Annotated in this window: 27 protein-coding genes; 18 read left to right on the top strand and 9 right to left on the bottom strand. The window is 56.4% G+C overall.

The window, feature by feature from the left end; translation table 11 throughout:
• Positions 1 to 45 precede the first annotated feature (45 nt).
• On the top strand, positions 46 to 1,041 hold the full coding sequence (gene tehA / locus SK58_RS13335; RefSeq protein WP_023296595.1) for a dicarboxylate transporter/tellurite-resistance protein TehA: 996 nt from the start codon (positions 46 to 48) through the stop codon (positions 1,039 to 1,041).
• Positions 1,041 to 1,634: a tellurite resistance methyltransferase TehB gene (gene tehB, locus SK58_RS13330; RefSeq protein ID WP_048220065.1), complete on the top strand. Its 594-nt coding sequence runs from the start codon at positions 1,041 to 1,043 to the stop codon at positions 1,632 to 1,634. Before tehA ends, tehB begins: the two co-directional genes overlap by 1 nt.
• Here the strand turns inward: tehB and pepT are convergent.
• On the bottom strand, positions 1,631 to 2,860 hold the full coding sequence (gene pepT, locus SK58_RS13325; protein WP_047365007.1) for a peptidase T: 1,230 nt from the start codon (positions 2,858 to 2,860) through the stop codon (positions 1,631 to 1,633). The two genes, tehB and pepT, sit on opposite strands and share 4 nt — an antisense overlap.
• Before the next feature lie 111 nt (positions 2,861 to 2,971).
• On the opposite strand from pepT, the gene SK58_RS13320 reads away from it, so the two are divergent.
• On the top strand, positions 2,972 to 4,567 hold the full coding sequence (locus SK58_RS13320; protein WP_048220064.1) for an ABC transporter substrate-binding protein: 1,596 nt from the start codon (positions 2,972 to 2,974) through the stop codon (positions 4,565 to 4,567).
• Positions 4,568 to 4,700: 133 nt separating this feature from the next.
• Positions 4,701 to 5,375, top strand: a complete 675-nt coding sequence (locus SK58_RS13315) for a DUF3313 domain-containing protein (protein WP_003857221.1) — start codon at positions 4,701 to 4,703, stop codon at positions 5,373 to 5,375.
• A 34-nt stretch (positions 5,376 to 5,409) separates the two neighbouring features.
• On the opposite strand, the gene SK58_RS13310 is transcribed toward SK58_RS13315, so the two are convergent.
• Positions 5,410 to 6,306: a DMT family transporter gene (locus SK58_RS13310; RefSeq protein WP_017693442.1), complete on the bottom strand. Its 897-nt coding sequence runs from the start codon at positions 6,304 to 6,306 to the stop codon at positions 5,410 to 5,412.
• A gap of 174 nt (positions 6,307 to 6,480) precedes the next feature.
• On the opposite strand from SK58_RS13310, the gene SK58_RS13305 reads away from it, so the two are divergent.
• Positions 6,481 to 7,353 carry a helix-turn-helix domain-containing protein gene (locus SK58_RS13305; protein ID WP_006810606.1) on the top strand — a complete coding sequence of 291 codons (873 nt, stop codon included), beginning with the start codon at positions 6,481 to 6,483 and terminating at the stop codon, positions 7,351 to 7,353.
• On the opposite strand, the gene SK58_RS13300 is transcribed toward SK58_RS13305, so the two are convergent.
• The gene (locus SK58_RS13300; protein WP_048220063.1) at positions 7,333 to 8,499 is read right to left on the bottom strand and encodes a benzoate/H(+) symporter BenE family transporter; all 1,167 of its coding nucleotides are present in this window, start codon (positions 8,497 to 8,499) and stop codon (positions 7,333 to 7,335) included. The genes SK58_RS13305 and SK58_RS13300 overlap by 21 nt on opposite strands.
• 92 nt (positions 8,500 to 8,591) lie before the next feature.
• On the opposite strand from SK58_RS13300, the gene SK58_RS13295 reads away from it, so the two are divergent.
• On the top strand, positions 8,592 to 9,119 hold the full coding sequence (locus SK58_RS13295; protein WP_015570550.1) for a helix-turn-helix domain-containing protein: 528 nt from the start codon (positions 8,592 to 8,594) through the stop codon (positions 9,117 to 9,119).
• Between the two features lie 80 nt (positions 9,120 to 9,199).
• A complete protein-coding gene (locus SK58_RS13290) occupies positions 9,200 to 11,164 on the top strand; it encodes a peptidase U32 family protein (RefSeq protein ID WP_015570549.1) in 1,965 nt (654 codons plus the stop codon).
• Here SK58_RS13290 and SK58_RS13285 read toward each other — a convergent pair.
• Positions 11,161 to 11,394 (bottom strand): DUF2554 family protein, encoded by a 234-nt coding sequence (locus SK58_RS13285; protein ID WP_015570548.1) that lies wholly within the window; start codon positions 11,392 to 11,394, stop codon positions 11,161 to 11,163. The genes SK58_RS13290 and SK58_RS13285 overlap by 4 nt on opposite strands.
• Positions 11,395 to 11,637: 243 nt before the next feature.
• Between SK58_RS13285 and SK58_RS13280 the strand changes: the two genes are divergently transcribed.
• Positions 11,638 to 12,000 (top strand): hypothetical protein, encoded by a 363-nt coding sequence (locus SK58_RS13280; protein ID WP_015570547.1) that lies wholly within the window; start codon positions 11,638 to 11,640, stop codon positions 11,998 to 12,000.
• 148 nt (positions 12,001 to 12,148) lie between these two features.
• On the opposite strand, the gene ftrA is transcribed toward SK58_RS13280, so the two are convergent.
• The gene (gene ftrA / locus SK58_RS13275) at positions 12,149 to 13,147 is read right to left on the bottom strand and encodes a transcriptional regulator FtrA (RefSeq protein WP_032653544.1); all 999 of its coding nucleotides are present in this window, start codon (positions 13,145 to 13,147) and stop codon (positions 12,149 to 12,151) included.
• A 73-nt stretch (positions 13,148 to 13,220) separates the two neighbouring features.
• Here ftrA and SK58_RS13270 point away from each other — a divergent pair, with 73 nt between their 5' ends.
• The 8 genes from SK58_RS13270 (at position 13,221) to zinT (ending at position 21,229) form a co-directional block, all read left to right on the top strand.
• Positions 13,221 to 13,631 carry a rhodanese-like domain-containing protein gene (locus SK58_RS13270; protein WP_017383989.1) on the top strand — a complete coding sequence of 137 codons (411 nt, stop codon included), beginning with the start codon at positions 13,221 to 13,223 and terminating at the stop codon, positions 13,629 to 13,631.
• Between the two features lie 156 nt (positions 13,632 to 13,787).
• On the top strand, positions 13,788 to 14,891 hold the full coding sequence (locus SK58_RS13265) for a cobalamin-independent methionine synthase II family protein (protein ID WP_015570545.1): 1,104 nt from the start codon (positions 13,788 to 13,790) through the stop codon (positions 14,889 to 14,891).
• Between the two features lie 200 nt (positions 14,892 to 15,091).
• Positions 15,092 to 16,363: an urea ABC transporter substrate-binding protein gene (urtA, locus tag SK58_RS13260; RefSeq protein ID WP_015570544.1), complete on the top strand. Its 1,272-nt coding sequence runs from the start codon at positions 15,092 to 15,094 to the stop codon at positions 16,361 to 16,363.
• A gap of 22 nt (positions 16,364 to 16,385) precedes the next feature.
• The gene (gene urtB / locus SK58_RS13255) at positions 16,386 to 17,960 is read left to right on the top strand and encodes an urea ABC transporter permease subunit UrtB (RefSeq protein ID WP_015570543.1); all 1,575 of its coding nucleotides are present in this window, start codon (positions 16,386 to 16,388) and stop codon (positions 17,958 to 17,960) included.
• Positions 17,960 to 19,033 (top strand): urea ABC transporter permease subunit UrtC, encoded by a 1,074-nt coding sequence (gene urtC / locus SK58_RS13250; RefSeq protein WP_015570542.1) that lies wholly within the window; start codon positions 17,960 to 17,962, stop codon positions 19,031 to 19,033. Before urtB ends, urtC begins: the two co-directional genes overlap by 1 nt.
• The gene (gene urtD / locus SK58_RS13245) at positions 19,033 to 19,830 is read left to right on the top strand and encodes an urea ABC transporter ATP-binding protein UrtD (protein ID WP_015570541.1); all 798 of its coding nucleotides are present in this window, start codon (positions 19,033 to 19,035) and stop codon (positions 19,828 to 19,830) included. The genes urtC and urtD overlap by 1 nt, the downstream gene beginning before the upstream one ends.
• Positions 19,831 to 19,839: 9 nt before the next feature.
• Positions 19,840 to 20,538, top strand: a complete 699-nt coding sequence (urtE, locus tag SK58_RS13240; RefSeq protein ID WP_032103021.1) for an urea ABC transporter ATP-binding subunit UrtE — start codon at positions 19,840 to 19,842, stop codon at positions 20,536 to 20,538.
• A gap of 52 nt (positions 20,539 to 20,590) precedes the next feature.
• The gene (zinT, locus tag SK58_RS13235) at positions 20,591 to 21,229 is read left to right on the top strand and encodes a metal-binding protein ZinT (RefSeq protein ID WP_017383986.1); all 639 of its coding nucleotides are present in this window, start codon (positions 20,591 to 20,593) and stop codon (positions 21,227 to 21,229) included.
• A gap of 46 nt (positions 21,230 to 21,275) precedes the next feature.
• Here zinT and ydeE read toward each other — a convergent pair whose 3' ends face one another.
• Positions 21,276 to 22,493 carry an efflux MFS transporter YdeE gene (gene ydeE, locus SK58_RS13230; RefSeq protein ID WP_048220062.1) on the bottom strand — a complete coding sequence of 406 codons (1,218 nt, stop codon included), beginning with the start codon at positions 22,491 to 22,493 and terminating at the stop codon, positions 21,276 to 21,278.
• Positions 22,494 to 22,686: 193 nt separating this feature from the next.
• Between ydeE and eamA the strand changes: the two genes are divergently transcribed.
• Positions 22,687 to 23,586: an O-acetylserine/cysteine exporter gene (gene eamA / locus SK58_RS13225; RefSeq protein WP_048220061.1), complete on the top strand. Its 900-nt coding sequence runs from the start codon at positions 22,687 to 22,689 to the stop codon at positions 23,584 to 23,586.
• Positions 23,587 to 23,624: 38 nt separating this feature from the next.
• Here the strand turns inward: eamA and marB are convergent, their stop codons facing one another.
• Genes marB through marR form a run of 3 tightly spaced genes read right to left on the bottom strand, consistent with a single transcriptional unit; the run spans position 23,625 to position 24,708 of the window.
• On the bottom strand, positions 23,625 to 23,840 hold the full coding sequence (gene marB / locus SK58_RS13220) for a multiple antibiotic resistance protein MarB (RefSeq protein ID WP_015570538.1): 216 nt from the start codon (positions 23,838 to 23,840) through the stop codon (positions 23,625 to 23,627).
• 32 nt (positions 23,841 to 23,872) lie between these two features.
• Complete coding sequence (gene marA, locus SK58_RS13215) at positions 23,873 to 24,253, bottom strand: MDR efflux pump AcrAB transcriptional activator MarA (RefSeq protein WP_001303241.1); 381 nt, start codon at positions 24,251 to 24,253, stop codon at positions 23,873 to 23,875.
• A 20-nt stretch (positions 24,254 to 24,273) separates the two neighbouring features.
• A complete protein-coding gene (gene marR, locus SK58_RS13210) occupies positions 24,274 to 24,708 on the bottom strand; it encodes a multiple antibiotic resistance transcriptional regulator MarR (RefSeq protein WP_017383983.1) in 435 nt (144 codons plus the stop codon).
• Between the two features lie 255 nt (positions 24,709 to 24,963).
• On the opposite strand from marR, the gene SK58_RS13205 reads away from it, so the two are divergent.
• The gene (locus SK58_RS13205; RefSeq protein WP_003857180.1) at positions 24,964 to 25,629 is read left to right on the top strand and encodes a MarC family NAAT transporter; all 666 of its coding nucleotides are present in this window, start codon (positions 24,964 to 24,966) and stop codon (positions 25,627 to 25,629) included.
• Positions 25,630 to 25,650: the final 21 nt, after the last annotated feature.

Below are 25,650 nucleotides of genomic sequence, written 5' to 3'. Positions count from 1 at the left end.
ACCCCTTAAAATGGCATTTAAAATACATTTTAAAGTTTAAAAAAAATGCATAACCAAAACCAACGCGTTCTTAACTTGCCCGCCGGGTATTTCGGTATGGTCCTCGGGACCATAGGCATGGGGTTCGCCTGGCGTTACGCCGGCACCATCTGGCCGGTGACGCGCTGGCCGGGCGAGATCCTGGTGGCGCTGGCGGTGGGGATCTGGTTCCTTCTGAGCGTGGCGTTTCTTACCCGTGCGGTACGGTTTCCACATAGCGTGCTGGCCGAGATGCGGCATCCGGTAATGAGCAGTTTTGTCAGCCTGTTTCCTGCCACAACGCTGCTGGTGGCCATCGGCTTTGTGCCGTGGTATCGCCCGCTGGCGCTGGGGTTGTTTAGCGTGGGCGTGGTGATCCAGCTTGCGTATGCCGCCTGGCAAAGCGCCGGGCTGTGGCGCGGCAAGCATCCGGAAGAAGCCACGACGCCGGGACTGTATCTGCCGACGGTAGCGAACAATTTTATCAGCGCGATGGCCTGCGGTGCGCTAGGCTTCCACGACGCGGGGCTGGTGTTCCTTGGTGCCGGGGTCTTTTCCTGGCTGAGCCTGGAGCCGGTCATTTTGCAACGCCTGCGCAGCGCGGGCGAACTGCCCGCTGCCCTTCGTACCTCGCTCGGTATCCAGCTTGCGCCTGCCCTGGTGGCCTGTAGCGCCTGGTTTAGCGTCAACGGCGGCGAAGCGGACACCTTCGCCAAAATGCTTTTCGGCTATGGCCTGTTGCAACTCCTGTTTATGCTGCGTCTGATGCCGTGGTATCTGTCGCAGCCGTTTAACGCGTCGTTCTGGAGCTTCTCGTTCGGGGTGTCGGCGCTGGCGACCACCGGTTTACATCTTGGGCAGAGCAGTCCGTCAGGGTTCTTTCATGCCCTCGCGGTTCCCCTGTTTATTTTCACCAACGTCATCATCGCGATGCTGCTGGTCCGTACTTTTATCTTGCTGATGCAGGGCAAACTTCTGGTGCGCGCTGATAAGGCACTGCTTATGCAATCTGAGGAAAAATAATGACTGTCGATGAAAACTACTTTACTGAGAAATATGGGCTGACCCGCACGCACTCAGAGGTGCTGCTCAGCGCGGACATTGTTAAGCCGGGAAAAACGCTCGATCTCGGTTGCGGAAATGGTCGCAACAGCCTCTACCTCGCTGCCAATGGCTATGACGTGACGGCGTGGGATAAAAACCCGATGAGCATCGATAACATCGAGCGCATTAAGGCGGCGGAAGGGATCGCGAATCTGCAAACGGCGATTAAGGATCTGAACAACCTGACCTTTGACGGAGAATATGATTTTATTCTTTCCACCGTTGTATTGATGTTCCTCGAAGCGAAAACCATCCCTGGTCTTATCGCCAATATGCAGCGTTGCACTAAACCAGGCGGCTATAACCTGATCGTTGCCGCCATGGATACGGAGGATTATCCGTGCACAGTCGGCTTCCCGTTTGCCTTCAAAACCGGTGAACTGAGCAACTACTACGAAGGCTGGGAGCTGATCAAGTACAACGAAGAGGTGGGGGAACTCCACCGTACCGATGCCAACGGGAACCGTATCAAGCTACGCTTCGCCACCCTGCTCGCACGCAAGCCCGCTTAACGCGCGGCCAGCAGACAGAGTTGCAGGGCAGTGCGACAGGAGGCCTCGAACGACGACAGCGGTAAAAACTCAAACTTCGAGTGGAAGTTATGGGCGCCGGTGAAGAAGTTCGGGGTGAGCAAGCCTTTGGCTGACAGGGCCGCCCCGTCCGTGCCACCGCGCATGGGGATCGGTTTTGGGGTGATGCCGAGCGATTCCATCGCCTCGAACATCAGGTCGATCGCGCGGCGGTCTTCGCCAATCGCATTGCTGATATTGCTGTAGGTATCCTCAATGCGGTATTCCACGTTTGCCGTGGGATGCTGCGCGGCTATTTGCGCCGCCACATCGGCAATGTGCTGCTTGCGGGCGGCGAAACCATCTTTGTCAAAATCACGAATATTGGCTTTCAGTATCGCTTCGTTCTGCCCGGCCTGGATGCCGTTAAACCAGATATAACCTTCGCGCCCCTCGGTGCATTCCGGGGTTTGCCGGCGATCGAAATGGCTGATGAAATCCGTTGCCATCAGCAGCGGATTGACCAGCACCCCTTTGGCGGACATCGGGTGAGCCGTGACGCCGGTAAAGCGAATTTCAGCCGCCGCCGCGTTAAAGTTCTCGTAAACAATCTCCCCCAGCTCGCAGCAGTCGATGGTCCAGGCAAAATCGACGTCGAAGCGCTTCAAATCCAGCGCTTTCGCGCCACACAGGCCAATCTCTTCATCGGGCACAAACGCCACCACAATATCGCCATGCTTATGTTCAGCGGTGAGGTTTTCCAGCACCGTCATGACCACGGTGACGGCCGCTTTATTATCTGCGCCTAATACGCTGGTTCCGTCGCTGAAAATAATCTCCTCATCAGGATAAGCCAGAATTTCCGGGTGCTCTTTTACGCGCAGCCAAATATCTTTCTCTTTATTCAGGCAGAGATCATCCCCCGTAAACGTTAATATTTGTGGATGAATATCCGGGGATAAACCGACGTCGACGGTGTCGATATGGGTAATAAAACCAATCCGCGGCGCGCCGGGAACATTGCCTTTTTTCACGGCGGTAACGGTGGCGAACTCATCTATCACAATATCATCTAACCCCAGCGTTTTCAGCTCCTTCGCCAGCTCCCGCGCCATGTCGTGCTGACCCGGGGTGGAGGGCAGGGTTTTGACTTTCGGGTCGCTCTGGCTGGTGATGGCGAGATAGCGGAAAAAGCGTTGGGTTAATTGTCTGGAGAGTTCTGAGCCCATAGTGTTTCCTTCTGTATTTATTTTTCATGTGTTTGCGCCATCACTTTAATGTTATTTATGAAATGGCAAAAGAGGTAATTAGCCGTCGAATTAAAAAGACAGGAATAAATGATGAAAAGCACATTCACAATGATAACGCTGGCGCTTGCTGCGCTGACGGTCAGTTCCACCGTCGCGGCAAAAACGCTGGTGTATTGCTCCGAAGGATCGCCGGAAAATTTCAATCCTCAGCTCTATACGTCGGGGACCAGCGTGGACGCCAGCGCCGTACCGGTTTATAACCGTCTGGTCGATTTCAAACCGGGCACTACCGAACTGGTGCCGAGCCTGGCGGAAAGCTGGGAGGTAAGCGAGGATGGCAAGATCTACACCTTCCACCTGCGCAAAGGGGTGAAATTCCACAGTAATAAGCTGTTCACGCCGACGCGCGACTTCAACGCGGACGACGTGATTTTTTCGTTTATGCGCCAGAAGGATGTGAATCATCCCTACCATAACGTCTCCAACGGCAGTTATTCCAACTTCGAAAGTCTGGAGTTCGGCAGCCTGATTACCGCCATTGATAAAGTTGACGATCGCACCGTGCGCTTCACCCTGGCGCATCCGGAAGCGCCGTTTGTCGCTGATCTGGCGTGGTACTTTGCCTCCATTCTGTCGGCGGAGTATGCCGATGCCATGCTGAAAGCGGGCACGCCAGAAAAGGTCGATATGCAGCCGATTGGCACCGGGCCGTTTAAGCTGGCGCAATATCAGAAGGATTCCCGCATCCTCTTCACCGCTTTCCCTGACTACTGGCAGGGAAAATCGAAGCTGGATCGTCTGGTGTTCACCATCACGCCGGACGCCTCGGTGCGTTTTGCCAAAGTCGAGAAGAATGAGTGCCAGGTGATGCCGTTCCCGAACCCGGCGGACCTGCCGCGTATGAAGGCTAACAAAGACATCAACCTGATGAGCAAGGCCGGTCTGAATACCGGTTTCCTGGCGTTTAACACGCAAAAGCCGCCGCTGGATAACGTAAAAGTGCGCCAGGCGCTGGCGATGGCGATTAACAAACCGGCCATCATTGAGGCGGTGTTCCACGGCACCGGCACGGCGGCGAAAAACCTGCTGCCGCCTGGCGTCTGGAGTGCCGACAGCGAGCTGAAAGACTATGATTACGATCCAGAAAAAGCGAAAGCGCTGCTAAAGGAGGCGGGATTTGCCAACGGCGTAAGCATCGATCTGTGGGCCATGCCCGTGCAGCGGCCGTATAACCCGAACGCGAAGCGTATAGCGGAGATGATCCAGGCGGACTGGGCGAAAGTGGGCGTGCAGACCAAAATCGTGACCTACGAATGGGGCGAATACCTGAAGCGCGTGAAGGGCGGGGAGCATCAGGCCGCACTGATGGGCTGGACAACGGCGACGGGCGATCCGGATAACTTCTTCGGCCCGCTGTTTACCTGTACGTCCGCCAACGGCGGGTCGAACTCGGCCAAATGGTGCTATAAGCCGTTTGATAACCTGATTGCCGAAGCTAAATCGATAACCGATCGCGAAAAACGCGTGGCGCTGTACAAGCAGGCGCAGCAGATGATGCACGATCAAATGCCGGCGGTAATGATTGCCCACTCGACGATTTTTGAGCCAGTCCGTAAAGAGGTCACGGGCTATGAAATCGATCCCTTCGGCAAACACCTGTTCTGGCAAGTGGACCTGAAAGAGTAATTTTCACTGCCCGGTTTCGGTCGGGCAGTTTTTTCGCTATTTGTGCTGTCTTCGTCATTTTTTGCCACAACACATCGCCCGGTTTTTTGTTATAACTTCAAGTGCATACTTGCAGATAACATGGAATACCATCATGCGTACTCACACTTTTTTTAAAGTTGCAGTGCTTTCTGGTCTGTTGGCCCTTTCCGGCTGTGCGTCAAAAGTCGCAGCCCCCGATCAATATTCAGGCTTTTTAAAAGATTACTCCGGCTTGCAGGAGATGAAATCTGCAACCGGGAAGCCAACCCTGCGTTGGGTTGACCCGTCCTATAATGAGGCGAATTACGACAGCATTATCTGGACGCCGATAACCTATTATCCGACGCCAAAACCGACCACTCAGCTTGGGCAAAAAACGCTTGATGAGCTGTTGAATTATACCAATACCAAACTGAAAACCGCGATTGGCCAGCGTAAGCCGATTGTGACGACGCCGGGCAAACATAGCCTGATCTTCCGCGGCGCCATCACGGGTGTGAGCTCAGACAAAGAAGGTTTGCAGTTCTATGAAGTGGTGCCTGTGGCGCTGCTGGTTGCGGGTACGCAGATGGCAACGGGCCATCGTACCATGGATACGCATCTGTTCTTCGAAGGTGAGTTAATCGATGCGGCCACGAACAAACCAGTGATTAAGGTTGTTCGTAAGGGTGAAGGGAAAGAGCTGGCGAACGAGAATACGCCAATGGGCTTCGGCACCCTGAAGCAGGTTGTGGATGACATGGCGACGGATGCCACCATGTTTGATGTTCATCAGACAGCAAATTAATAAAAAATGGCCTGCATTTTCGCAGGCCGTTTTTTTATGCCGTCCGCAGGCGGCGGAACCAGGTTTCCGGCTTCGTAAACATCACCATATTCCCCCCCAGTATCAACAGCAGGCCGACGATCCCGTTGAGATGCCACACGTAACCCTCGTACACCGTTGAAATCGACAGCGCCACCAGCGGGAACAGCAGGGTGCTGTACGCGGCTTTACCGGGACCAATGCGGCCTACCAGCGTAAAGTAGGCGCCGAAGGCAATCACCGAGCCAAACAGCGCAAGATAGAGCAGCCCCCCCATATAGCTCACCGTCCATTCCGGCATAAAGCTATCGCCCCTGAAGAGCGCGATAAGGCCCATCACGACGGTGCCGTACAGCATCGCCCAGGCGTTGGTGGTCATAGTTTCCAGCCCGTTTCGCTGATGACGCATGCTGATCATATTCCCCAGCGAGAAGCCGTAGGTGCCGAGGGCGGAAAGCCCGATGCCCGTAAGCAACGACGCGCTCCAGCCGCTGGCGAGCAGATCGTTCCAGAAAAGGGTAATGATCCCGATAAGCCCCAGCGCTGCCGCCGTCCAGAAGCGTGCGGGTGGGCGCTGGCCGAAGAAGATAAAGCTGTTGATGGCGTTATACAGCACGGCCATCGAGAAAATCACCGACTCAAGGCCGGTATTGATATGGGCGGCGGCGGTGTAAAAGCACCAGAAGTTGAAACAGAAAACGCAGCAGCCCTGAAGCATGCAATAGAGATGATCCCGCAGCGCCAGCCTGCGCAGGCGGCGAAGGGCGACCAGGACGATCATCATCGTGGCGCTGGCCACGGCGAAGCGCCAGAAAATGGAGACCGGCGCTGCAACCGGCCCCTGTTGTAAAAAAATGGCGATCCAGGTCGTGCCCCAGATAACAACGACCAGCCCATAGAGTAATGCGTTCATGGTGTCTCTCTTCTCATACCGCGAAAAACAACAGTGTGGCGAAAGAAGGGGGGGCCGGCTTTCATCGCCTTGCGCCGGACTTGCAAATTCTTGCGCTTTTTTCTCGCACAATGGCTGGTAACAGGCTGCAACACTTCTTAGACTGACAGTCTGATTAATCACCTGTTTACGGCCATGTCTCTCGTTTACGACACCTTTGAAACGTTACGCCAACAAAATGCAGTGCTGCGGGAAACCGTCGCGCTCAATACTGGCATTCAACTGGCGGCGTGGTACAACAAGCACGACACGATCACGGTGAAAAGCAACCATCACACCCTTAGCCTGTACGTGGCGGATGGCTATGAAAGCTATCAAAAAACGCCGGGTGGCTGGAAAAATGGCGGCGGGCCGGACCGTTTTTGTCTGATGCCGGAAGAGAGCGAATCCACGTGGGATATCCGCGACGACCTGTCGTTTGTGCACCTCTACTGCACCGATGAACACCTGCGGGACGTGGGGGAGAAAATCTGGGATAAACGACCGCTATCGCTGACGCTGGAGGAAAAAATCTTCGGCAGCGATCCGAAAATCACTGCCCTTTATCGCCAGTTTTTGCTCGGCTGCGACTGGCAGCAAAACGCCAATCAGCTCACCCTGAGCACCGCGTCGACCTTATTGCTGACGCATTTGGTCCAGCACTATTCCAGCGTACAGTGGAAGCTGCCGGTGGTGACCGGCGGGTTATCGCCGTTTGTACTGCGCAACGTGCTGGCCTTTATCGAGGAAAACCTTGCACAACCCTTAACCCTGGCGGAACTGGCGGGCCAGGCCGCACTCAGTGAGTATCACTTTGCGCGGATGTTCCGCCAGTCGATGGGGCTGGCGCCGCATCAGTACGTTATGCAGCGCCGCATGGAGAAGGCCAAAGCGCTGGTACAGCACACGACCACGCCGCTCACCGACATCGCGCTGGCCTGCGGATTTAACTCCGCCAGCCATTTCAGTAACCGTTTTCGCAGCATGACCGGCATCACGCCGTCACAGCTACGCGCGGCGAAGGCGTGAGAAGACGGCGTAACAGATCCCTCCCAGCACCAGCCCCCAGAAGGCGGAGCCAATTCCCAGGAGCGTGACGCCGCTGGCGGTCATCAGGAAGGTAACGATCGCCACGTCGCGCTCTGCTTCATGGTTCAGTGCCTGATACAAACTCCCGCTGATAGTGCCGAGCAGGGCCAGCCCGGCCAGCGTCTGGATGCCGCTCAGCGGCAGGGCGGCCATCAGCCCGGAAATCGACCCGCCGAACACCCCCGCCAGCAGATAAAACCCGCCTGCCGCCGCCGCGGCCAGCCAGCGTTTTCTGGCATCCGGATGGGCGTCCGGGCTCTGGCAGATGGCGGCAGTGATGGCGGCGATGCATATAGAATAAACGCCGAAGGGGGATAACAGCAGTGCCAGCCCGCCGGTGGCAACGATCAGCGGTGAGACCGGCAGCGGATAGCCCGATGCCTGCATGGTGGCGAAGCCGGGCGCATTCTGCGACGCCATGGTCACCAGGAAGAAGGGTAAGCCGATACTGATCAGGCTGGTGAAGGTGAACGCAGGGGCAATGAATTCCGGCATGATGACTGATAACGTCATCCTGTTCGTGACAACGTCACCTCCGGCCCATGCCACGAACACGCCCACCAGCAGCGTGGCGACAATGGCGTACCGGGGCGCTACGGCTTTGGTCACCAGCCAGGCGGCCAGCATACTGCCGCAAAGAAAAATGTGTCCCTCAAGATTGCTGAATGCCTTCAGGCCAAACTGTAACAGCACGCCCGCCAGCATAGCGGCGGCAAGCGAGTGCGGGATCAATTTCATCAACCGGGCAAACAGGCCGGTGACGCCGCACAGCAGAATCAGCGCATTCGCGAATATAAATACCCCGATGGTTTCCGCCAGCGTCACGCCTTGCAGGCTGGTGGCGAGCAGCGCCGCGCCGGGCGTCGACCAGGCGGTCAGCACCGGGGCTTTATACCACCACGACAATGCCAGCGTGCTGATCCCCATCCCGAGCCCCAGCGCGGTCATCCATCCGGCGATTTGCTGTGTACTGGCGCCAGCCGCCTCAGCCGCCTGCCAGATAATGGCGGCAGAGCTGGCATAGCCCACCAGCACGGCAACAAAACCGGCCAGCACGGCAGGAAAGAGAGAGGCAGTCGATCGCATGGAAACTCCGTTGTGCGTTATAACGTCCGGGATAAGGTATCACTGTGCGCTATAGCGTACAAGTGGTATGCTTTGCCGCAACGGGAGGAACTATGGATATCACTCAACACCTGGCAACCACACTGAAAGCGCTGCGTCAGGCGCGGGGCTGGAGCCTGTCGAAACTGGCGGAAGAGACGGGCGTGTCGAAAGCGATGCTTGGGCAAATCGAACGCAATGAGTCCAGCCCGACGGTCTCTACCTTGTGGAAAATCGCCACCGGGCTGAACGTACCTTTTTCGGCGTTTATCACTCCAGAAAGCGAACCGCAGGCGGTGTTCGATCCGCAGCAGCAGGCGATGGTGGTGAAACCGCTTTTCCCCTGGGATGAACAGCTTAAGTTCGACCATTTCTCCATCACCCTGTCGCCCGGCGCACTGAGTGAGTCCACGCCGCACGAAGCCGGGGTGATCGAGCACGTGGTAGTGATAAGCGGTGAGCTGGACATGCAGATTGACGGTGTCTGGCGCACGCTATACGCTGATTCCGGCGTGCGTTTTGCCGGCGATAAACCGCACGCGTACCGCAACAGCAGCGCCCGGACGGTGCATTTTCACTCTCTGATCCATTATCCCCGCTAAAGCGTCGCAAAACGGTTTCACTGGCACAGACTTCTGACTACAATAGCCGCCATTTTGACCATAACGGATAACGACGAAGTATGCGCCTGCACTCCCATCATCTTGAACTGCTAAGCCCGGCCCGCGACGCCGCCATTGCCCGTGAAGCCATTCTTCACGGAGCAGATGCCGTCTACATTGGCGGCCCTGGCTTCGGTGCCCGTCATAACGCCAGCAACAGCCTGCGCGACATTGCCGAGCTGGTCCCGTTCGCCCACCGTTTCGGGGCGAAGGTGTTCGTGACCCTGAACACCATTCTTCATGATGATGAGCTTGAGCCCGCGCAGCGTCTTATTACCGATCTCTACCAGACCGGCGTTGACGCCCTGATCGTTCAGGATATGGGCGTTCTGGAACTGGATATCCCGCCGATTGAGCTGCACGCCAGCACCCAGTGCGATATCCGCACCGTTGAGAAGGCGAAGTTTCTTTCGGACGTCGGGTTTACGCAGATTGTTCTGGCGCGCGAGCTGAACCTGAACCAAATCCGCGATATCCACCAGGCGACCGACGCGACCATTGAATTCTTTATCCACGGTGCGCTGTGTGTGGCGTATTCCGGGCAGTGTAATATCTCTCACGCCCAGACGGGGCGCAGCGCTAACCGGGGCGACTGCTCTCAGGCCTGCCGTCTGCCGTATACCCTGAAAGACGATCAGGGCCGCGTGGTGGCATTCGAAAAACACCTGCTGTCGATGAAAGATAACGATCAGACGGCCAACCTCGGCGCGCTGATCGATGCCGGTGTACGCTCCTTCAAAATTGAAGGGCGCTACAAGGACATGAGCTACGTGAAAAATATCACCGCCCATTATCGTCAGATGCTGGATGCCATCATCGACGATCGCGGTGACCTGGCGCGCGCGTCCGCCGGTCGTACAGAGCATTTCTTTATTCCGTCGACGGACAAGACCTTCCACCGCGGCAGCACGGACTATTTCGTGAATGCCCGTAAAGGGGATATTGGCGCGTTCGATTCACCGAAGTTTATCGGTTTACCGGTGGGTGAAGTGCTGAAAGTGGCGAAAGATCATCTTGACGTTCAGGTTACAGAGCCGCTGGCGAACGGCGATGGTCTCAACGTGATGATCAAACGTGAAGTAGTGGGTTTCCGCGCCAATACGGTGGAGAAAACCGGCGAAAATCGCTATCGCGTCTGGCCGAACGAAATGCCTGCCGATCTCTATAAAGCCCGTCCTAATGCGGCGCTTAACCGTAACCTGGATCACAACTGGCAGCAGGCCTTGCTCAAGACCTCCAGCGAGCGCCGCATTGCGGTGGATATCGCGCTGGGGGGCTGGGAAGAGCAGCTGATCCTGACCATGACCTGCGAAGACGGTATCAGCGTGACGCATACGCTCGACGGCCTGTTCGAGGTGGCGAACAATGCGGAGAAAGCGCTTAGCAACCTCAAGGATGGCGTGGCGAAGCTGGGGCAGACCATTTATTACGCGCGCAATATTGAGGTGAATCTGCCGGACGCGCTGTTCGTGCCGAACAGCCTGCTGAACCAGTTCCGCCGTGAAACGGCAGAGATGCTGGATGAAGCACGGCTGGCAAACTATCCGCGCGGCAGCCGTAAGGCCGAAACGGTGCCTGCGCCGGTCTACCCGGACACGCATCTCTCGTTCCTCGCGAACGTTTACAACCACAAAGCGCGTGCGTTTTACCATCGTCACGGCGTGCAGCTGATTGACGCCGCGTATGAAGCGCATGAAGAGAAGGGCGATGTGCCGGTGATGATCACCAAACACTGCCTGCGGTTTGCCTTTAACCTTTGTCCGAAACAGGCGAAAGGCAATATTAAAAGCTGGAAAGCGACGCCGATGCAGCTGGTGAATGGCGATGAAGTGCTGACGCTGAAGTTTGACTGCCGTCCGTGTGAAATGCACGTTATCGGCAAGATGAAGAATCACATCTTCAAAATGCCGCCTCCGGGAAGCATTGTGGCCTCCGTCAGCCCTGACGATTTGATGAAGACCCTGCCGAAGCGTAAAGGCAGCTAACCCGCAGAGTGGGTATCCGGTTTGCGCGATTTCTGCCAGGCATGGTGCTCGCGCAACCCCTCCGCAGACTCCTCAGCCGCGCTGCGTAACTCGTCGCTGTCAGCTTCATGACGAAGCTGATGGTCGGCGTTTTTCACATACACAAATTCATGCCCTTTGTGCTCCGCCATAATCTGCCCTGAGAACAGGGCGCTAATCACCAGCAGTAGCGAAAATTCTTTTCTGAACATCCTTTATCCCCTGAAAATACGCTACGGTCATCGTAGGGATAATTTCATAGAGTAATTATTCGACTGTTTAAATTTGAGAAAATAGACTGTCAAAAATTGTGGTCGCAATAAAACTCACTTAAGACTATTCTTAAAAGCAATATCGCCGTTGTAAACTCCCATTTCTGGTATGCAAAGAGAAGCTAGATTTATTGGGAAATCATTTACAATAAGATTTTTCTGGCTAAGGATTGGATCGAATAAATGAAAAAAATAATCGTGCTATCACTTCTGGGCGTAGTGGTTGCGGTGGGTGCTGCGGCCAGCATCTATTCAAATGAAGAACCAGAATATATTCAGTCAGCAAAAAGCCGTGTCGGATCGTATTTAACCAGCGATTACGGACGTGTCGAATGTAATAGCACCCAGGTAAGTGAAGATCGCTGGGAGCTGGGCTGTACCAATAAGGCGAGGGGCAAAACCTTCCAGTTCGCCGTTTACCCATCTGAGCAGGCGCCGTATGGGGTCTCTCGTGCGTTTTATCTCGAAGCGATTAATGATGATGCCCGCCAGAGTGCAGAGCAGGGGCTGATGCGTTATCTGCAAATTAATACCAAAGCGGGTTAATCGATTCGTTTATGCTTCGTTGAGGCTCACAGTGGTAGATTGCAGATGATCCACATCCCGGTATGGAATACCGGAGCGTAGATACCAAAATACAAATCTATCCATGCAAGCATTTACCGCCAGATTATGGCGGTTTTTTTTTGCCCGTTTATCGTACCGGCTGTGAAAATTGTTTGCGATATTGCGCGGGCGAAAGCGCAAATTGCTGCCGGAAATGGTGGCGCAGCGTGCCGCTTTGTCCAAAACCGGTTTGTTCCGCAATATTGTCGATGCTGAGCCGACTGTTTTCGAGGTAATCTTTTGCCCGCTGCAATCGTGCAGTTAATAACCAGCGCGCGGGCGTTGTTCCGGTCGCGTCCTGGAAACGGCGCAGAAAGGTGCGCTGACTCATACCCACCCGCAGGGCCAGCGATTCGACGGTATGGGAAACGGCCAGATGCTGGTGAAGATAATCAAACAGCTGGCCCAGGCGCTGGCTCTCCCGCAACTGAGCCACCGGTCGGCTAAGCTGCTGGGTTTGCGAGCCGTCCCGATGGGGCGGGATCACCAGCCGACGCGCCACGCGGTTTGCCGCTTCAATACCGTAATTCCGGCGCACCACGTGCAGGCACAGATCAATCCCCGCGGCGCTGCCTGCGGAAGTGAGAATATCGCCTTCGTCCTGGTACAGCACATCCTCAACCACGGTGATAGCGGGATAGCGTGCTTTCAGAGCTTGCGTGTAGCGCCAGTGGGTGGTTGCCTTCCGCCCGTCAAGCAGGCCTGAGGCTGCCAGAACGAAAACGCCAGAACAGATTGAGAGTAGCTGGCAGCCGCGGGCATGCGCCGCGCGGAGCGCCTGGCAGAGCGCGTCGGGTACGGGTTCGTCCAGCCCTCGCCAGCCGGGTACGACAACCAGATCCGCCGTCTCCAGCAGACGCAGATCGCCATCGGCCAGAATACGGATCCCGCCCGTTGCCCGGAGCTCGCCGTCATCCACGCTCGCCACGGCGAACTGATACCAGTCCTCGCCCATCTCCGGGCGCGGCAAGCCAAAGATCTCTACCGCCACGCCAAACTCAAAGGTACATAAACCGTCATATGCCAGCACGACCGCGCGCGGCGAGGGATGTCTTAAGTTTGTCATCTTTTTGCTGTTTTCTGGCATAGGCGGACGCATTCATGGGCTGAATTAAGGGATAAAGTAGTGTTAACACAAACACCACAAATGAGGAAGATTCATGAGCTATGTTACTGAATTTCCGGCTGCTGAGCCGCAGGAAGCCGTGGGGCATTTCCTGCGTCGTCTGAGCGTCGAGACGGACTGCGCCGATGTCCATCACGCGGTATCCAGCGGTGAGCAGGACTTTGTTCTGCTGCACGTTGTCGGAAAACCTGAACATTTTGCCCGGCGGCATCTGCCCGGCGCGCTGCATTTACCCTGGAGCCAGATCACCGCCGAGCGGATGAAAGCGTGGCCAGAGGGCACGCTGTTTGTCGTCTATTGTGCAGGCCCGCACTGCAACGGGGCGGACAGGGCGGCGCTGAAGCTGGCGCGTCTGGGTCTGCCGGTCAAGATTATGCTCGGGGGCATCACCGGCTGGGAAGATGAGCGGTTCGCGTTTGCAGGATCTTCATCACCCGCCCTGTGAACATGAATTTATTTCAACACAGATGAAATTTTCTCGTTTGTCGGCGGCGAGCCGGTATGACATCTTTTTAGGACGTTTAGACATCCAGAAGTCTAAAGATTCAAGAGATGAATTATCACTGTGGGCAATTAACGCCGACAGACAGAGGAGATTTCCATGCAGCGACACCACGCCCCGTACCGCGCCGATGTAGTCGGCAGTTTTTTACGCCCGGATTCTGTTAAACAGGCCCGTCTGCAATTTGCCAGCGGTGAGATCGATGCCGGTCAGCTTCGCGCTGTTGAGGACGAGGCCATTCGCCATGTTGTCGAGCAGCAGTGCGCCTGCGGTCTGCATGTGGTAACGGACGGTGAATTCCGCCGCGCCTGGTGGCACTTTGACTTCTTTGACGGGCTACAGGGCGTAGAGCGTTATGATTCGCAGCAGGGCATTCAGTTCAACGGGGTGCAGACCAAAGCCCATGGCGTGCGCGTAACGGGCAAACTGGGCTTCGGCGATCATCCTATGCTGGAAGATTTCCGCTACCTCAAAAGCATCAGCGGTAACGCACAGCCGAAGATGACTATTCCGAGCCCGAGCGTGCTGCACTTCCGCGGTGGCCGCAAGGATATTGATGCCACGGTCTACCCGGATCTGAAAGATTACTTTGACGATCTGGCGACCACCTGGCGCGATGCCATTCGGGCCTTTTACGATGCAGGCTGCCGCTATCTGCAACTGGATGACACCGTCTGGGCCTACCTTTGTTCAGAAGACCAGCGCCGGCAGATCCGCGAGCGCGGTGATGATGCAGACGAACTTGCCCGAACCTATGCCCGGGTGCTGAATAAGGCGCTGGAGGGCAAACCGGACGATCTGACCATTGGGCTACACGTTTGCCGCGGCAACTTCCGCTCAACCTGGATTTCCGAAGGCGGCTATGAGCCGGTGGCGGAGGTGCTGTTCGGTACGGTGAACGTCGACGCGTTCTTCCTGGAGTACGACAACGACCGTAGCGGCGACTTTGCGCCACTGCGTTTTGTGCGCCCGGGTAAACAGCAGGTGGTTCTGGGGCTAATCACCACCAAGCACGGTGAACTGGAGAACCCGGAAGGGGTGAAAGCGCGTCTGGAAGAGGCCGCGCGCTACGTGGCGAAAGAGCAGATTTGCCTCAGCCCACAGTGCGGATTTGCCTCCACGGAAGAGGGTAACAGCCTGAGCGAAGCCCAGCAGTGGGATAAAGTTCGCCTGGTGACGCAAATCGCCAGCGACGTCTGGTAACATCGTTCACAGCGCTGCATTATTACAGTGCAGCGCTGTACCATTCTGAGTCGTTTCCCGTAGATCCTCTCTTCGAACCCGTTTAAATCCTGCCTCTGCAACCTGGCACCCTTTTTGCTCTCCTGAAACTGACGTTACTTTTTCTGCGTCCGGGCGGTAACGGACGTCTTCGCACAGCTTTCTTTTTCAGGAGTGAAAATATGCACCGTCGTACCTTTATAAAAGCGTTCGCCTTGTCCGCCTCCGTGGTCGCCATGGGGGTCAGTTTTGGCGTCCAGGCCGCAGAGACCATTAAAGTCGGGATCATGCACTCACTCTCCGGCACGATGGCCATTTCAGAAACGCCCCTGAAAGATGTCGCCCTGATGACCATCGACGAAATCAACGCCAAAGGCGGCGTGCTCGGGAAAAAGCTGGAGCCGGTGGTGGTTGACCCGGCATCCAACTGGCCGCTGTTTGCCGAAAAGGCCCGCCAGCTTCTGAGCCAGGATAAGGTCGCCGTGGTGTTTGGCTGCTGGACCTCCGTATCGCGTAAATCAGTTCTGCCGGTTTTTGAGGAGCTGAACGGTTTGCTGTTCTATCCGGTGCAGTATGAAGGTGAAGAGATGTCACCTAACGTCTTCTATACCGGCGCGGCGCCTAACCAGCAGGCGATCCCGGCGGTGGAGTACCTGATGAGCGAGGACGGCGGCAGCGCGAAACGCTTCTTCCTGCTGGGAACGGACTACGTTTACCCGCGCACCACGAACAAGATCCTCCGCGCCTTCCTGCACTCGAAAGGCGTGGAAGATAAAGATATTGAAGAGGTCTACACCCCGTTTGGTCATAGCGATTACCAGACCATCGTCGCCAGTATCAAGAAATTCTCCGCGGGCGGTAAAACGGCAGTGGTCTCCACCATCAACGGTGATTCCAACGTGCCTTTCTATAAAGAGCTGGCGAACCAGGGGCTGAAAGCCACGGACGTGCCGGTGGTGGCGTTCTCGGTGGGCGAGGAGGAACTGCGCGGCATTGATACCAAACCGCTGGTGGGTAACCTGGCGGCGTGGAACTACTTTGAATCCGTCGATAACCCGACCAACCAGACCTTTGTCGCGGCCTACAAAGCCTACGCGAAAGCCCATAAGCTGCCGAATGCCGATACCGTCGTCACCAACGATCCGATGGAAGCGACCTATGTCGGCCTGCATATGTGGGCGCAGGCGGTTGAAAAAGCGGGGACAACCGACGTGGACAAAGTGCGCGCAGCAATGGCGGGCCAGTCGTTCAACGCGCCGTCCGGCTTTACGCTGACCATGGATGCCACCAACCACCACCTGCATAAGCCCGTCATGATTGGTGAAATCGAAGGCAACGGCCAGTTCAATGTCGTCTGGCAAACCGAACAGCCGGTACGCGCTCAGCCGTGGAGCCCGTTTATCGCCGGGAATGACAAAAAACCTGACCAGCCGATGAAAACCGCCAGCAACTAAGCCACCACCAGGGAGAGACGTCATGAACGCCATGCGCATAATTATTGCGATTGTGTGGCTTACCGGACTGCTGCCAGGGATGGTGCAGGCATCGGATGCCGATGATTTCGTTGCCGCTAGCCGCAGCCAGCAGACCGCCATGCTGACCCGCTGGGCAGCCACGCCGGAACCTGCACGTTTGCCGCTGCTTAAAGCGCTGCAACAGGAGAACCTCTACACCGACAGCCAGAAGAAGGCTTTTACCCGCATCGACGGCGAAATGGTTGCCCTGGGCGCGGCAAAGAGCGCCGAAGGAACGACCAAAGCCGTGCGGCTGACCAACCGGCTGCGCGTGTTAACCGTCACGGCGCTGGCGACGCATCAGCTTGTCAGTGACAGTGTCACCGAAAGGCGTCATGCCGCGCGGCAACTTCAGCGTGACGCCCAGCCGGATATGCTCGGGTTTCTGCAACAGCGGGCTAACCGCGAAACGGATGACGTCACCCGACAGTCGCTGAGGCTGGCGCTGGCAAATCTTCAGCTGGCGAGTCCGCAGGCGGAAACGCGCCTCAACGCGGTTGAACTGTTGGGACAGTCTGACGATCCGGACGTTCAGGCCACGCTGACGCCGTTCACCCGGGCGCAAACCGAGCCGGACGCACGGGTACGTGCCGCCGCCGCTGAGAGCCTGGACCGTATTCAGCACCGGCTGATGTGGGGCGAACTGCTGGGGCAGGCCTTCATGGGCCTGTCGTTGGGATCGGTACTCTTGCTGGCCGCGCTCGGGCTGGCTATCACCTATGGTCTGCTGGGGGTGATTAACATGGCCCACGGCGAAATGCTGATGCTCGGGGCGTATGCCACCTGGATGGTGCAGCAGGTTATGGCGCAGTGGATGCCTCAGTGGCTGGCGCTTTATCCGGTGGTGGCGCTGCCGGTGGCGTTTTGCCTGACGGCAGGTATCGGGATGGTGCTGGAGCGCACGGTGATCCGCCATCTGTATGGCCGCCCGCTGGAAACCCTGCTCGCCACCTGGGGGATCAGCCTGATGCTTATCCAGCTGGTGCGCATGACCTTTGGCGCCCAGAACCTTGAGGTCGCAAACCCGGCCTGGCTGTCCGGCGGGGTGCAGGTTTTCGCCAACCTGACGCTACCGTGGAACCGCATTGTGGTGCTCGGGTTTGTGCTGATGGTGCTGTTCTTCACCTGGCTCATTCTGAATAAAACGCGTCTGGGGCTGAACGTGCGGGCGGTGACGCAAAACCGCAGCATGGCGGCCTGCTGCGGCGTCCCCACCGGACGGGTAGATATGCTGGCGTTTGGCCTCGGGTCCGGCATTGCCGGGCTGGGTGGCGTGGCATTGTCCCAACTGGGGAACGTGGGACCGGAGCTGGGCCAGGGATACATCATTGATTCGTTCCTGGTGGTGGTGCTCGGCGGCGTCGGCCAACTGGCCGGTAGCGTCGCGGCGGCCTTTGGTCTGGGGATCTTCAATAAAATTCTTGAACCGCAGATGGGCGCCGTGCTGGGCAAAATCCTGATTCTGGTGGCGATCATTCTGTTTATTCAGAAACGTCCGCAGGGGTTATTCGCACTTAAAGGGAGGGTGACAGACTGATGAGCCAGCCATTGACTTTAACACTGGCGCGCAGGGCACCGCGCTCCACGCAAATCTTCGGCAGTCTGCTGGTTGCGGCGCTGCTGGTGCTGCCTTTTCTCGCGCTGTTGCCCGCAACGCATCCGCTGGCCGTTTCTACATGGATGTTGACGCTCATCGGCAAGATCCTCTGCTACGCAGTTGTCGCCGTGGCCCTCGATCTGGTCTGGGGCTATGCCGGTATGCTCTCACTGGGGCACGGCATATTCTTCGCCCTGGGCGGCTATGCGATGGGCATGTACCTGATGCGCCAGGCGGCCGGGGACGGGCTGCCCGCGTTTATGTCGTTTCTCTCGTGGAGCGAGCTGCCCTGGTTCTGGTGGGGAACGCAGCATTTTGCCTGGGCTCTGGTGTTAATTGTGACGATCCCCGGCCTGCTGGCGCTGGTCTTCGGCTGGTTTGCTTTTCGCTCGAAGATCAAAGGGGTCTATTTCTCCATCATGACCCAGGCGCTGACCTACGCGGGCATGCTGCTGTTCTTTCGCAACGAAACCGGCTTTGGCGGCAATAACGGCTTTACCGGCTTTACCACGCTGCTCGGGTTTTCCGTCACGGCGACCACCACGCGGATCGCGCTGTTTCTCGCAACGGTCGTGCTGCTGCTTCTGGCCCTGGGCACAGGCTACGCGCTGGCGAAGAGTAAATTTGGCCGCATTTTAACGGCGGTGCGCGATGCGGAAAACCGTCTCACGTTCTGCGGCTACGATCCGCGCGGTTTCAAGCTGCTGGTCTGGACGCTTTCCGCCGTGCTGTGTGGCCTGGCGGGAGCGCTGTACGTTCCGCAGGTGGGCATTATCAACCCGGGTGAAATGTCGCCGACCAACTCGATTGAAGCGGCCATCTGGGTAGCGCTGGGTGGACGCGGCACTCTGGTGGGCCCGGTGATTGGCGCGGCGCTGGTCAACGGTGCGAAGAGCTTTTTCACCGTGGCGATGCCGGAGTACTGGCAGCTGTTTCTGGGGCTGATTTTCATCGCCGTGACGCTGTTTTTACCGCGCGGCGTGTTCGGTCTGTTTCGTAAGGGAGAGAATTAATGCAGCCCTCTGAAGGACTCTTTACCCGCCAGCTACCGGGCGACCGTTACCGCGAGCAGACCGATCCGGTGTTGCAGCTCGAGGCCATTAACGTCAGTTTCGACGGTTTTCAGGCGTTGACCGATCTCTCGCTGAACATCGGCGTCGGAGAATTGCGCTGCATCATTGGCCCTAATGGCGCCGGTAAAACCACGCTGATGGACGTGATTACCGGCAAAACCCGGCCAAAAAGCGGGAAAGCTATTTACGATCAGTCCATCGATCTGACTGCCCTGGAACCGGCGGCCATCGCCCGTCAGGGCATTGGCCGTAAGTTCCAGAAGCCGACCGTGTTTGAAGCGCTGACCGTAGGGGAAAACCTCGAAATCGCCATGAAAGCCGACAGGTCCGTCTGGGCGAGCCTGCGGGCCACGCTCAGCGGCGAGCAGCGCGACCGCATTGATGAGATGCTGGTTTTGCTGCGGCTTGGCAGCGAGCGCGATCGCCGTGCCGGGCTGCTTTCCCACGGACAGAAGCAGTTTCTGGAGATCGGCATGCTGCTGGTGCAGGACCCGCACCTGTTACTGCTGGACGAACCCGCTGCCGGTATGACTGACGCAGAGACGGAATACACTGCCGAGCTGTTCCGCACCCTGGCAGGCAAGCATTCGCTGATGGTGGTTGAGCACGATATGGGCTTCGTCGAGACCATCGCCGACCACGTCACGGTGCTGCATCAGGGGCGGGTACTGGCGGAAGGTTCGCTTCGCGAGGTACAGGCCAATGAACAGGTAATTGACGTCTATCTGGGACGTTAAGGAGAGGTGATGTTACAGGTTAGCGAACTGAATCAGTACTACGGCGGAAGTCATATTCTGCGCGGGGTGAGCTTTGAGGCGGTCGTCGGGGAAGTTACCTGCCTGCTGGGGCGCAACGGGGTGGGCAAAACCACGCTGCTGAGGTGCCTGATGGGGCTGATCCCGGTGAAAGGCGGGGAGGTGGTCTGGCAGGGAAAGAGCATCACTCACAGTAAACCGCACCAGCGGGTGCAGTCCGGCGTGGCCTATGTTCCGCAGGGGCGGGAGATTTTTCCGCGTCTGACCGTAGAAGAAAACCTGCTGATGGGGCTGTCACGCTTCTCCGCGGGAAACGCAAGGAGCGTACCGGAGGAGATTTGGCAGCTTTTCCCGGTGCTGAAGGAGATGAAGCACCGACGCGGAGGCGATCTTTCCGGTGGTCAGCAGCAGCAGCTGGCGATAGGTCGCGCGCTGGCGAGCCGTCCACGGTTACTGATTCTGGATGAACCCACGGAAGGTATTCAGCCGTCGGTGATTAAAGAGATTGGGCAGGTGATCCGCAGCCTGGCGAACCGGGGGGATATGGCCATCCTGCTGGTGGAGCAGTTTTATGATTTTGCGGCAGAGCTGGCCGACAGCTATCTGGTGATGTCGCGCGGCAGCATCGTCCAGCAGGGGCGCGGGGAGAACATGGAGCAGGAGGGCGTTCGCGGGCTGGTTGCGATCTGAAATGTTATAATATAACATCCTCATTCTTATAAAACGGAATGAGGATTTTGCTGTGGCTGCACAACTTGCAAAAATTGCGCTGACTCTGGGAACGCTGCTGGTAAGCGGCTCGCTTTTTGCCCATTCGCACGGTCATCAGATGACAGAGGCGGAACAGAAGGCGGCGAACGGCGTCTTTGAGGATAAAGACGTCAGGGACAGGACGCTGTCTGACTGGGACGGGACCTGGCAGTCCGTTTATCCGTTCCTGCTTGATGGTTCGCTGGATCCGGTTTTCGAAAAGAAAGCGCAGAAGGGAGAAAAATCCGCTGCCGAGGTGAAGGCCTACTACCGCAAGGGGTACGCGACGGACGTGGACGCCATCGGCATTGAAAACAACGTGATGGAATTCCACCGAGGCAAAACGGTGAGCAGCTGCCGCTACGACTACAGCGGCTACAAAATTCTGACCTATGCGTCGGGGAAAAAAGGCGTGCGCTACCTGTTTGAATGCAAGGATAACGCGAGCCAGGCGCCTAAGTTTGTGCAGTTCAGCGACCATATCATCGGGCCGAAAGCCTCTTCACACTTCCATATCTTTATGGGCAACACCTCCCACGAGGCGCTGCTGAAAGAGATGGATAACTGGCCGACCTACTACCCGAATGAGATGTACAAAGAGCAGGTGGTGGAGGAGATGTTGCACCACTAGGGTGTTGGTTTTGCCGGGTGACGGCTTCGCCTTACCCGGCTTACGATTAGGGTTTTGTCGGTCGGGTAAGCGCAGCGCCACCCGACACGCTATCTTCACTTTTCACGCGCATCCCGCGCAATATCATCAGCCAGGCCGCAATGATGGCGGCCATCATAATGATAAATAATGACCAGTGCGGTAGATGGGTCAGGATGAGCCCGGTGATCATCGGGTTCGCCGCCGCGCCGAGCCAGCCCAGCGCCTGGGCGGAGAAATAGCTCGCCTTCATGCCCGGCGGGGCGATATTGTCGATCAGCATGTATTCACCCGGTGCATAAATAATTTCACCCAGGGTGAAAATCGCCGCCGCGATCCCCCAGTAAATCGGGTTCTCGCCGGAAAGCATAAACCCGCCCAGCCCGAGGATGAAAAAAAGCGTCGCGGCGGTCATTAGCGGACGGATATTGCTGGCGGTGATCTTACGTCCAAGCGCGTATTGCAGGGTGACGACCACCGCCGCGTTGACGGGAAGCACAACGGCCACCACCTTTTCTGCGAAATCACTGTCCGCATGTGCGGCGAGGACATACTGGGAAATGCAGGTGGCGAACGATCCACCCACATACGACGCCAGCAGGCCGGAGAGCGTGTACCAGAACAGCGCCCGGTCTTTCAGCAGCACCGAGGGCTGCCACGGCATTTTCTCCTCAGGGCTGTCTGAGGCTATGCTTTTCTGCACAAAGAAATGGATAAACCCGAGCGGCAGTGCGGCGCAGAAGGCGGCCAGCCAGAACGGCAGTTGCAGGCTGTACATCACCAGCAGGGTGCCGATCGGCGGCCCGATCGTCCAGCCAATGTTCAGGAAACTGTAGTTGAGTGAGAAAACGCGCGCCTTTTCGCTGGAGGTCAGCACGTCGGCAAACCATGCTTTCAGCACCGTTGAGAAGACGGAATAGGCGCAGTTAATCAGGGCAAAGAACAGCACCACCAGCGTCACGTTATTCACCAGCGGAATCGCCACAAACCCGGCGATAAAGGCCACGATGGCGATCAGCATATAGCGTTTTTTGTCGAACTTATCCGCCAGGATGCCAAACCCCAGGCTAAACACCACGCCGATGGTCAACGCCACGGTAAGGGCATAGCCAATATTCTCCACGCTCATATCGTACACGCGTGTGAGATATATGGTCATAAAGGGCAGCGTTGCCCCGCGGCCAATTGTTAATAACAATGACGATGCCAGCAGCGCTGCGGTTGAGCGCCTGATTGATGGTTTCATTTTCCTGCCCGACAAATGCTTATGCTTTTTTTGTTGTGTTATTACAGGATTATCATGGGATCGGCAGCTTGTATAGCACCCAATTTATCCGCAGGTGCTTCTCTCCAGTACCAGAATTAATGATCTTCTCGCGGGGCTATTTTTTCTGTTACCTTGAAGTGTTTACAAAATTTTAATAATTCAGGGGCGGAAAATGACGCGGAAAGACGGGCTGTTAGCGTTGCTGGTTGTCGCGGTGTGGGGACTCAATTTTGTGGTCATCAAAATGGGGTTGCACAACATGCCTCCACTGATGCTGGCGGGGCTGCGCTTCCTGCTGGTGGCCTTCCCGGCGCTGCTGTTCGTTGCCCGCCCGAAAATTCCCCTTAAGCTGCTGCTGGGCTACGGCCTTACCATCAGCTTTGGTCAGTTTGCGTTTCTTTTTTGCGCCATCAAATTCGGTATGCCTGCGGGCCTGGCTTCGCTGGTGCTTCAGGTGCAGGCGTTCTTTACCATCATTCTCGGCGCATTTGTCTTCGGCGAACGCTTGCAGGGCAAGCAGCTGGCGGGCATTAGCCTTGCGGTCTTTGGCGTGCTGGTGCTGATTGAAGGCAGCCTCAACGGTCAGCATGTCGCGCTGCTAGGCTTTATGCTCACCCTGGCGGCGGGGCTGAGCTGGGCGTGCGGCAATATCTTTAACAAACTGATAATGCAGCACGAGACGCGTCCGCCGGTCTTATCGCTGGTGGTCTGGAGCGCATTGATCCCAATCGTGCCGTTTATGGCCGCGTCGTTTATTCTGGATGGTCCGCAGGCGATGTTGAAAAGCCTGGTGGAGATCGACCTGACGACGATTTTGTCGCTGATCTACCTGGCGTTAGTCGCCTCAATCATTGGCTATGGTATCTGGGGATCGCTGCTCGGACGCTATGAAACCTGGCGTGTGGCGCCGTTATCGCTGCTGGTACCGGTGGTCGGACTTGCCAGCGCCGCACTGTTGCTGGATGAAACGCTCAGCGCGCTGCAACTGTGTGGCGCAGGGCTGATTATGGCCGGGCTGTATATCAACGTCTTTGGCTTGCGGGTGCGTCGGGCAACGCGGGTGCGGGGTTAAGGCAGAAAAAAGCCCCGCATGAGCGGGGCAAAAACGAATTACAGGTCGTGGTTGTAATACGGCACGCCTAATTCGTCGGATTTGTCGCTGCCAGCGCCCATGTGATTGAAGTCCCAGGGCGACTGGTTTTGCGTGGACGGCATAATCATGGTGTCACGATTATTTTGCTGCCCCGCATTGGGGGTTTGCTCCGCGAAGCTCTGGCCGGAAACCAGCACCAGCAAGGTGAGGGCGGCGGAGGCGATAAATTTCATGATTTCCTCGGTTACGTCTTAACAGGCGATGATTAACTGCAATGTTTTAGCGGATACAGATAACGGGATTCACCCGGCATACTGGTAATACGGTACTTATGAGGCGGCACGTCAAAGTAGTTCTTGAACGTACGCGTCAGGGTCTGTTGCGATTCAAATCCGTAGCGTTCCGCCAGATAGAGGATCGGCTCATTGCTTTCTTTCAGTTTTTGGGCAATCTCCGTCAGCTTGCGGCTGCGAATATATTGTCCTAATGAATGGCCGGTCTCTTTTTTAAACATCCGTTGCAGGTGCCATTTTGAGTAACCTGAACGCTCAGACACTTTCTCAAGAGAGAGTGGAGATTCCAGGTTATCTTCGATCCAGTCCAAAATGCTATGAATGGTGATAGCGTCAGTATTGCGTCTGGACATCGTCATACCTCTTTTTCTGTTTACGGCAGGATTTTCTTGAGTAAGAGCTCAAGCGTTGCCACTTCATCTGCCGATAAGTTTTTTGTCAGTTCCTGGTGCAGTGTTTGTCCTACTAATTGATGACATTGCTCACACATGGCCGCGCCATCGCTGGTCAGTTTCACCAGTACGCCACGTTTGTCATTCGGGTTAGGGCTTCGTTCTATCCATCCTTTACAGACGAGACGATCCAGCATGCGGGTTAACGCACCCAGATCGACAGAGAGCACCTTTTTCAGCTCAACCGGCGTGATACACACTTCGCAGCGAATGGAACACAGCACTTTGAACTGTGTTGCGGTGATATCCAGCGGTGACAGATAGTCATTGAGCAGGCGATCTTTTTTCTGGTTAACCATATGAATAAGACGACCCAGTGGAATTATGTCGTTAAAGAGGTCACTGGTGCTTTTCACAATGGTTGCCCTGGCAAGTAGTTTAGTCACGGCAGATATTATTGCTCAGGCAAGTATAAGTCAACTGAATGAATCGACCGATGCCACGAAATGCTAAAACGCTTCAGGAACTTATTCTGTACGCTTTTAAATCATACAGATAATCTGGGGTTATGAATTACGCGAGACAATTATGGTTACGCTGTCGGATGGCTCCGGACGAGGATTTGCCCCTATAATTGCGATGTTGAATAAGGATAAGGACTGCGGTGCATTATGTTGGATTTGATTAAAGCAGTGGGGCTTGGACTGGTGGTGTTGCTGCCGCTGGCGAACCCGTTAACGACGGTGGCGCTTTTTCTGGGGCTGGCGGGGAACATGAACAGCGCAGAGCGCAATCAGCAGTCGATGATGGCCTCTGTCTATGTCTTTGCCATAATGATGGTGGCTTATTACGCCGGGCAACTGGTGATGAATACCTTTGGTATTTCGATTCCCGGTCTGCGTATTGCTGGCGGGCTGATTGTGGCCTTTATTGGTTTCCGGATGCTGTTCCCGGCGCATAAAGCGCACGAATCCCCGGAAGCCAAAAGCAAATCGGAGGAGCTTGAAAGCGAACCGAGCGCCAACATCGCGTTTGTGCCGTTAGCCATGCCGAGCACGGCGGGGCCGGGGACGATTGCGATGATCATCAGTTCCGCCTCAACGGTGCGTGATGGGTCGACATTCCCGCACTGGGTTATCACCGTTGCGCCGCCGATCATTTTTGCGCTTATCGCTATTATCGTCTGGGGGTCATTGCGCAGCTCCGGGGCGATTATGCGCTGGGTGGGCAAGGGGGGGATTGAGGCTATCTCCCGTCTGATGGGCTTCCTGCTGGTCTGTATGGGCGTGCAGTTTATTATTAACGGCGTGCTGGAGATTGTTAAGACGTATCATTGAGAACGTTGCCGGGTGGCGGCT

The organism is Enterobacter sp. BIDMC93 (genome assembly GCF_001037805.1).
GTDB classification, from domain to species: Bacteria; Pseudomonadota; Gammaproteobacteria; order Enterobacterales; family Enterobacteriaceae; genus Enterobacter; species Enterobacter hormaechei_C.
Note: the sequence above shows the minus strand (reverse complement) of the source record. Positions and strands in the feature narration are given on the sequence as shown.